Here is a 7,615-nt window from a genome sequence, read left to right on the forward strand (position 1 = left end):
GCTGCCGTCCGTCCCCGGCACGTCCTGCCGTCCCGCCGTCCCGCCGCTAGGCCGCGCCCGCGCCGGTCAGCGCCCGCACCTCCAGCTCCGCAAAGCCGTCCTCGTCCGCCTTCTCCCGGTCCAGGACGGTGCCCAGCCAGCCGGCCAGGAAGCCGAGCGGGATGGAGACCAGCCCGGGGTTCTCCAGCGGGAACCAGTGGAAGTCGACGCCGGGCAGCACCGAGGTCCTCGCGCCGGAGACGACCGGCGAGAACAGCACCAGCAGCACCGCCGGGACGAGGCCGCCGTACACCGACCAGACCGCGCCGCGGGTGGTGAACCGCTTCCAGAACAGCGAGTACAGCAGGGTCGGCAGGTTCGCCGAGGCGGCCACCGCGAAGGCCAGGCCGACCAGGAACGCGACGTTGAGCTTCTGCGCGAACAGGCTGAGCACGATCGCCAGCCCGCCGATCACCACGGCGGAGATCCGGGCCGCGATGACCTCCTCGCGCTCGGAGACCTGCCGCTCCTCGGGCCGCCGCCAGGCCCGCGCGTACAGGTCGTGGGCGAAGGCCGCGGAGGAGGCCAGGGTGAGGCCGGCGACCACGGCGAGGATGGTGGCGAAGGCGATCGCGGAGATCACCGCGAACAGCAGCAGGCCCCAGGTGGAGTCCGGCCCGCCGCCGAGGTCCAGGGCAAGCAGCGGGACGGCCGTGTTGCCCGCGGAGTTCGCCGCCTTGACCGACTTCGCGCCGACCACCGCGCCGGCCCCGAGGCCGAGCACGATCGCCATCAGGTAGAAGCAGCCGATCAGGCCGATCGCCCACATCGTGGAGCGCCGCGCGGCCCGCGCCGTGGGCACGGTGTAGAAGCGGCTGAGGATGTGCGGCAGGCCGGCGGTGCCGAGCACCAGCGCCAGGCCGAGGCTGACGAAGTCGAGCCGGCTGATCAGGCTGGACCCGTACTTCAGGCCGGGCTGCAGGTACCGGTCGCCGACGCCGCTGTGCTGCGCGGCGGTGCGCATCAGCGCGCCGACGTCGCCGTGGAAGCGGGCCAGCACCAGCACCGTGAGCAGCACCGAGCCGACGATCAGCAGGAACGCCTTGACGATCTGGATCCAGGTGGTGGCGCGCATGCCGCCGACCGTCACGTAGACGATCATCAGGCCGCCGACGCCGACGATGGTCCAGCCCTTGGCGGCGCCGCTGTCGGTGCCGAGCAGCAGCGCGACCAGGCTGCCCGCGCCGACCATCTGCGCGATCAGGTACATCAGGGTGACGACCATCGACGCCAGGCCGGCCGCGGCGCGCACCGGGCGCTGGCGCATCCGCAGCGCCAGCACGTCGGCCAGGGTGTAGCGGCCGGCGTTGCGGACGAGTTCGGAGACCAGCATCAGCACGACCAGCCAGGCGACCAGGAAGCCGATGCTGTAGAGCACGCCGTCGTAGCCGTAGAGCGCGATCAGGCCGGTGACGCCGAGGAAGGAGGCGGCCGAGAGGTAGTCGCCGGAGAGGGCGAAGCCGTTCTGCAGCGGCGAGAAGTCGCGGCCGCCGGCGTAGAAGTCCTCCGCGGCGTGGCCGCGGCGGCCGACCCAGACGGTGATGGTCAGGGTGACGGCGACGACGACGGCGAACAGCGCGATCGCGAGGCCGTGGCTGGGGTGTGGGGTCATCGCAGTTGGTCCTGGGTGTCCCAGCGCAGCTCGAGGGCGGCTCGGTCGCGCTTGGTGCGGGCGTTTCGGGCGTAGAGCCAGGTGAGGACGAAGGTGGAGGCGAACTGGCCGAGGCCGAGCAGCCAGGCCAGGTTGAGCGGCCCGGCGACCTGCCTGCTCATCAGGTCCGGCGCGAACGCCTGGGCGGCGACGAACAGCAGGTACCAGGCCAGGAACCCGGCGCTGGCCGGGAACACGAACGACCGGTAGCCACGCCGGATCTCCTGGAAGGCGTCACTGTCCTGGACGCTCCGGTAGACCTCCCGTCCGACCCGTTCCTCCGGCGGCGCCGGCTCCGCGGTCCGCCGCTGCGCCACCACCCTGGGCCGGGAGGCGGCCGCGGCCCACCAGTCGACTCTCTCCTGCTGTGCCACAGCCGACACCTCATCATTTCGGTCACTACGACCGAACCATGATGGAGCGTCACAAACCACACGGCGCAACCCGTGCAGATACGTTCACCCGAACCAGTTACGCGGACCTAGGTTTACGAACCGTCGGAAATTCCATGCTTGAAGGCGTACGCCACGGCCTGCGCGCGGTCCCGTACCGCTGTCTTGGCGAAAAGGTTGTTGATATGGGTTTTCACCGTCGCGGGGCTGACGAACAACCTTTCCGCGATCTCCGCGTTGGACAGTCCGGCGGCGATCAGCGCCAGCACCTCGGCCTCCCGCTGGGTCAACCCGTCGGGCAGCACGGGGCGTTGGACCGGCGCGGACGCGGGCGCGGGCACCGGCGCGGGCTCCGGGGCGGACGCGGGTGCGGGCTGCGCCGCGCCCGACAGCCGCTCCAGCAGCCGCAGTTGGACCTGCGGGGAGAGCCCGGCCGCGCCCGAGCGGACGTCGGCGACGGCGCGGGCGATCTCCTCCGCGCCGGCGTCCTTGGTGAGGAAGCCGCGCGCCCCGGCCTGCAGCGCGGAGAACAGCGAGTCGTCGTCGGCGTAGGTGGTGAGCACCACCACCTCGGTGCCGGGGTGCCCGGCGCGGATCCGGCGGGTGGCCTCCACCCCGTCGCAGCGCGGCATCCGCAGGTCCATCAGCACGACGTCGGGGGCGTGTTCGGCGACCAGCCGCAGCGCCTCCTCGCCGTCCGGCGCGGAGCCGACCACGGTGATGCCCGGCAGCAGGCCGAGCAGCATCACGATCCCCTCCCGCACCACGGTCTGGTCGTCGGCGACCACCACCCGGATCGGTCCGTCCGTCATGCCGGCACCCGCAGCAGCACGCGCCACCCTCCCTCCTCGGGGCCCGCCAGCAGTTCGCCGCCGAGCAGTTCCGCGCGTTCGCGCATCCCGAGCAGACCGTACCCGCTCCCGCTGTCCCCCAGCACGGGGTGCGCCCCGCGCGGGGCCGCGGAGTTGCGCACCCGCAGCTCCACCTCCCCCTCCCGGTAGGCGAGCAGGACGTCCACCCGGCCGCCGGGCGCGTGCTTGCGGGCGTTGGTCAGCGCCTCCTGGGCGACCCGGCGCACCGCGAGCCCGGCCTCGGCGGGCAGCGGGCGCGGGACGCCGTCGACGGCCAGCTCGGCCCCGGCCCCGGCGGCCAGCTCGGCCACGAACTCGGCGACGGGGGTGAACTCGCCGCGCAGCGCGGACAGCGCCTGCCGGGTCTCGGCCAGGCCGTCCTGGGCCATCCGCCGGGCGGCGACCACCCGTTCGCGGACCTCGGCCCGCTCGGCCCCGGCGTCCAGCATCAGCCGGGCCGCCTCCAGGTGCACCAGTTGCGCGGAGAGGCTGTGCGCGAGCACGTCGTGGATCTCCCGGGCGATCCTGGCCCGTTCGGCGAGCGCCGCGCTCTCCGCCCGCGCGGCCTGCGCGGCCCGTTCCTGGGCGAGCAGGGCGCGCTGCGCGGAGCGGGCCTGGCTGTCCAGCCGCAGCAGGTAGCCGAGCAGGCCCATGCCGCCCGCGACGGCCAGCATGGCCAACAGCGAGTCGTGCGAACCGAGGCCGTAACTCGCGATCGCCGCACCGGCGGTGGCCAGTCCGGCGGCCAGCGGCAGCCGGATCACCGCGAGCACCGCGAGCCCGCACCAGATCACCGAGGCCAGGGTGTCGGCCCCGCCCCCGTGGGCCAGTCCGGCGGTGGCCAGCAGTCCGGCGGCGCAGCCCAGCGCGGGCCACAGCCGCCGGGCCCGGCAGGCGAAGTACCAGCCGGTGAACAGGCCGGCCGCGGCCGTGATCCAGCCGATCGGCGGCAGCAACCGCCAGCCGGAGTACCGGTGTTCGGCGAAGGTGCCGAACATCACGGCGCCCAGCATCGCGGTCCGGCCGAAGAGGGACAGCGTGATCCGGGCCCGCGAGCTGCGTTCCCTGATCGGGACGTCCCCGGCGGGCCACCGGGTCCAGCGTTCCAGTGTGCTCACCGGACGATCCTCTCAACAGCGGTGCCGCCGGACTCGGTCGGAGTCCGGCGGCGCCTTCGCGACGTGCCGTCAGGCGGCCAGGGCGTGCCCGCCGTCCAGCTGCCGGGCCCGCCACTGCACGGCCGCCGAGCGGACCAGCAGCAGCAGGCCGAGCGAGAGCAGCAGCACGCTGCCGGACTGGTGGACGTGCAGCGCGGCGCCCAGCCCGTACCAGGCGGCCCGGACGAGGAGCGCGCCGACCCAGGCGAACGCGGTGGCGCGGGTGCCCCTGCTCCACAGCGAGCCGTCGGCCTCGCGCCAGATCCGCACCGTCCAGCCCCAGACGCAGCCCATCCCGGCGGTGGTGAGCATCGAGCCCGCCACCAGCAGGGCGGCCGCAATCCGGTGGTGCGGGTCGATCAGCACCGGGTCGCGCAGCGCGACGACGGCGAGCACCAGCGGGACGATCCAGAAGCGGCGCTCGGTGTCCAACCGGCGGGCCCGCAGCTGCCGGCCCACCACCAGGACGATCACGGCGACGGCGATCAGGACATCGGACAGGGCGGTCATCTCAGTGCCTCCAGGCGGGGTGTTCTCGACACCCAGAACGCTACGGAGCGCGAGCCCGCCGGTCCTCGGAGCGCGGGTTGATCCCGCACGCCGAGGGGCTCTCCACCCGGGGGTGGAGAGCCCCTCGGCCCGGCCCGCTCAGGCGTCGATCCGGGACCTGTCCAGGGTGGCCGCCGAGTCGACGATGAACTCGCGCCGCGGCGCGACGTCGTTGCCCATCAGCAGGTCGAAGGTCTTCTCCGCGGACTCCAGGTCGCCCAGGTTGATCCGGCGCAGGATCCGGAACCGCGGGTCCATGGTGGTCTCGGCCAGCTGGTCGGCGTCCATCTCGCCGAGGCCCTTGTAGCGCTGGATCGGGTCCTTCCAGCGCAGCCCCTTGCCCTGGAACTGCAGCAGCGTGCGCCGCAGTTCGGAGTCGGAGTAGGTGTAGTGGTACTTCTCCTGGCCGCGCTTGGGGTTGGTCAGCTCGATCCGGTGCAGCGGCGGCACCGCGGCGAACACCCGGCCCTGCTCGACCATCGGCCGCATGTAGCGGTGGAACAGCGTCAGCAGCAGGGTGCGGATGTGCGAGCCGTCGACGTCGGCGTCGGCCATGAAGATGACCTTGCCGTAGCGGGCCTGGTCGATGTCGAACGTCCGCCCCGAGCCCGCCCCTATCACCTGGATGATCGAGGCGCACTCGGCGTTCTTGAGCATGTCGCTCACGGACGCCTTCTGGACGTTCAGGATCTTGCCGCGGATCGGCAGCAGCGCCTGGAACTCGGAGTTGCGGGCCAGCTTGGCGGTGCCGAGCGCGGAGTCGCCCTCGACGATGAACAGCTCGCTGCGGTCCACGTCGTCACTGCGGCAGTCGGCCAGCTTGGCGGGCAGCGAGGAGGTCTCCAGCGCGGTCTTCCGGCGCTGCGCCTCCTTGTGCTGCCGGGCCGCGACCCTGGTCCGGGCGGCCGCGACGACCTTCTCCAGCACCGCCCTGGCCTGCAGCTTCTCGTCCTTCTTGGCGGAGGTCAGGAACGCCTTCAGCTCCTTGGCGACCACCGCGGCGACGATCCGGTTGGCCGCCGAGGTGCCGAGCACCTCCTTGGTCTGCCCCTCGAACTGCGGCTCGGCCAGCCGGACGGTGATGACCGCGGTCAGGCCCTCCTGGGCGTCGTCCTTGGTGACGTCGTCCTCGGCGACCCGCAGCAGCTTGGCGGCCCGCAGCGCCTCGTTGACGGTCTTGGCGAGCTGCCGCTCGAAGCCGGTGACGTGGGTGCCGCCCTTGGGGGTGGAGATGATGTTGACGAAGGAGCGCTGGGTGGTGTCGTAGCCGGCGCCCCAGCGCAGCGCGATGTCCACCCCGAGCTCGCGGGTGACCTCGGTGGGGGTCATGTGCCCGAGCTCGTCGAGCACCGGGACGGTCTCCTTGAAGGTGCCCTCGCCGCGCAGCCGCAGCACGTCGGAGATCGGGCGGTCGGGGGCCAGGAACTCGCAGAACTCGCTGATCCCGCCGTCGTAGCGGAAGGTCTCCTCGGCGACCTGCTCGCTCTCGGTGAGCCGCTCGTCGCGCACCACGATGGTCAGGCCGGGCACCAGGAAGGCGGTCTGCCGGGCCCGGCTGTGCAGCGACTCCAGCGAGAGCCGGGCGTCCTTGAGGAAGATCTGCCGGTCCGCCCAGTACCGGATCCGGGTGCCGGTGCGGGTCTTGGCGAACTTGCCCCGCTTGGTCATACCGCTGCCGGGCTCGAACTTCGCGTCCGGCCCCTCCCCCGCGTACGCGCCGGGGGTGCCGCGCCGGAAGCTGATCGCGTGGGTGGCGCCGGAGCGGTCCACCTCCACGTCCAGCCGGGCGGACAGCGCGTTGACCACCGAGGCGCCGACGCCGTGCAGGCCGCCGGAGGCCGCGTACGAGCCGCCGCCGAACTTGCCGCCCGCGTGCAGCTTGGTCATCACCACCTCGACGCCGGACAGCCCGGTCTTGGGCTCGACGTCCACCGGGATGCCGCGGCCGTTGTCGCGGACCTCGACCGAGCCGTCCTGGTGCAGCAGCACCTCGATCCGGTCGCAGAACCCGCCCAGCGCCTCGTCCACCGAGTTGTCGATGATCTCCCACAGGCAGTGCATCAGGCCGCGGCTGTCGGTCGACCCGATGTACATGCCCGGCCGCTTGCGGACCGCCTCCAGGCCCTCCAGGACGAGCAGATGCCGCGCGGTGTAGTCGGACCCGCCCTCACCGGTCACCAGAGAGGACGGGCCGGTCTTTTCTCCACTCACGCTCTGCACTCCTCCATGACGTTGACGGACACCCCCGCATGCTCTCAGCAACTGAGATCCGGGCCGCTGGGGTCCGCGCGCTTTGTACGCGCTACGCGAACAAGGTTCCCGCCCCGGGGGCGGTTCCCAGCCTGCCATCTCCTGCCGACACCACGGGTCCTGGCGGATCCGGGCGGCCGGGGAGGGCTGCGGAGCTGCTGCGATGCGGTCCAACTGGTTCCAGGACGGGGCTTATGCTCCAACCCAGCGGAGGATTATGCTACGCGGACCTCGCACCCCGGCCCGATCGGGCGTTCGAGGTGATCGGCCGGCCGCGGGAATCGGTACGCATGAACCATCGTTGCCCGGGGCACGTCCTCATCAGAGACGACGGCAGAATCCTCAAAGAGAAAAGCCACGAGCGGGAACGAATTCGACCTGGTTGGATGTTGATCCTGGTACACAGCTCGTCGAGCTAGAGAAGAGGCGACGTGACTACTGTTCTGACCCCTGCGAGCCCGCTCACCGCGGCAGACCGCTGCGACCGTTGCGGCGCTCAGGCTTACCTGCGCGTCGTCCTCTCCAGCGGCGGAGAGCTGCTGTTCTGCGCCCACCACGGGCGCAAGTTCGAGCCCGAGCTCAAGAAGATCGCCGTGGAGATACACGACGAGAGCGACCGCCTCTCCGGCACCCCTGCGGTTGCGGAGGACGGGGAGCGCTGACGCTCCCACTGCTCTCCCGAGCTGCCTGAGCGGCCGGGCGGCCCACCCTTCCCAGGGGCGGGCC

At 72.2% G+C, this 7,615-nt stretch carries 7 protein-coding genes; 1 reads left to right on the top strand and 6 read right to left on the bottom strand.

Annotated elements, in window-relative coordinates; translation table 11 throughout:
• Positions 1-46: 46 nt before the first annotated feature.
• The 6 genes from ACFUEL_RS30645 to ACFUEL_RS30670 form a co-directional block, all read right to left on the bottom strand.
• A complete protein-coding gene (locus ACFUEL_RS30645) occupies positions 47-1,651 on the bottom strand; it encodes a cation acetate symporter (protein WP_380240042.1) in 1,605 nt (534 codons plus the stop codon).
• Positions 1,648-2,064 carry a DUF485 domain-containing protein gene (locus ACFUEL_RS30650; protein WP_380240043.1) on the bottom strand — a complete coding sequence of 139 codons (417 nt, stop codon included), beginning with the start codon at positions 2,062-2,064 and terminating at the stop codon, positions 1,648-1,650. The genes ACFUEL_RS30645 and ACFUEL_RS30650 overlap by 4 nt, the downstream gene beginning before the upstream one ends.
• Positions 2,065-2,177: 113 nt before the next feature.
• Positions 2,178-2,894, bottom strand: coding sequence for a response regulator (locus ACFUEL_RS30655; protein WP_380240044.1), 717 nt, complete (start codon positions 2,892-2,894; stop codon positions 2,178-2,180).
• A complete protein-coding gene (locus ACFUEL_RS30660) occupies positions 2,891-4,051 on the bottom strand; it encodes a sensor histidine kinase (protein ID WP_380240045.1) in 1,161 nt (386 codons plus the stop codon). Before ACFUEL_RS30660 ends, ACFUEL_RS30655 begins: the two co-directional genes overlap by 4 nt.
• A gap of 69 nt (positions 4,052-4,120) precedes the next feature.
• Positions 4,121-4,600 (bottom strand): DUF1453 domain-containing protein, encoded by a 480-nt coding sequence (locus ACFUEL_RS30665; RefSeq protein WP_380240046.1) that lies wholly within the window; start codon positions 4,598-4,600, stop codon positions 4,121-4,123.
• A gap of 138 nt (positions 4,601-4,738) precedes the next feature.
• On the bottom strand, positions 4,739-6,850 hold the full coding sequence (locus tag ACFUEL_RS30670) for a type IIA DNA topoisomerase subunit B (RefSeq protein WP_380240047.1): 2,112 nt from the start codon (positions 6,848-6,850) through the stop codon (positions 4,739-4,741).
• A gap of 470 nt (positions 6,851-7,320) precedes the next feature.
• On the opposite strand from ACFUEL_RS30670, the gene ACFUEL_RS30675 reads away from it, so the two are divergent.
• Positions 7,321-7,551, top strand: coding sequence for a hypothetical protein (locus ACFUEL_RS30675; protein ID WP_380240048.1), 231 nt, complete (start codon positions 7,321-7,323; stop codon positions 7,549-7,551).
• The last annotated feature ends 64 nt before the right edge of the window (positions 7,552-7,615 follow it).

This window comes from Kitasatospora sp. NPDC057198 (genome assembly GCF_042670125.1).
In the GTDB taxonomy this organism is placed as follows: domain Bacteria; phylum Actinomycetota; class Actinomycetes; order Streptomycetales; family Streptomycetaceae; genus Kitasatospora.

Excerpts from the sequence above, each read along its gene's own strand:
- ACFUEL_RS30645 (WP_380240042.1), bottom strand. The coding sequence starts at position 1,651 with ATGACCCCACACCCCAGCCACGGCCTCGCGATCGCGCTGTTCGCCGTC.
- ACFUEL_RS30655 (WP_380240044.1), bottom strand. The coding sequence starts at position 2,894 with ATGACGGACGGACCGATCCGGGTGGTGGTCGCCGACGACCAGACCGTG.
- ACFUEL_RS30665 (WP_380240046.1), bottom strand. The coding sequence starts at position 4,600 with ATGACCGCCCTGTCCGATGTCCTGATCGCCGTCGCCGTGATCGTCCTG.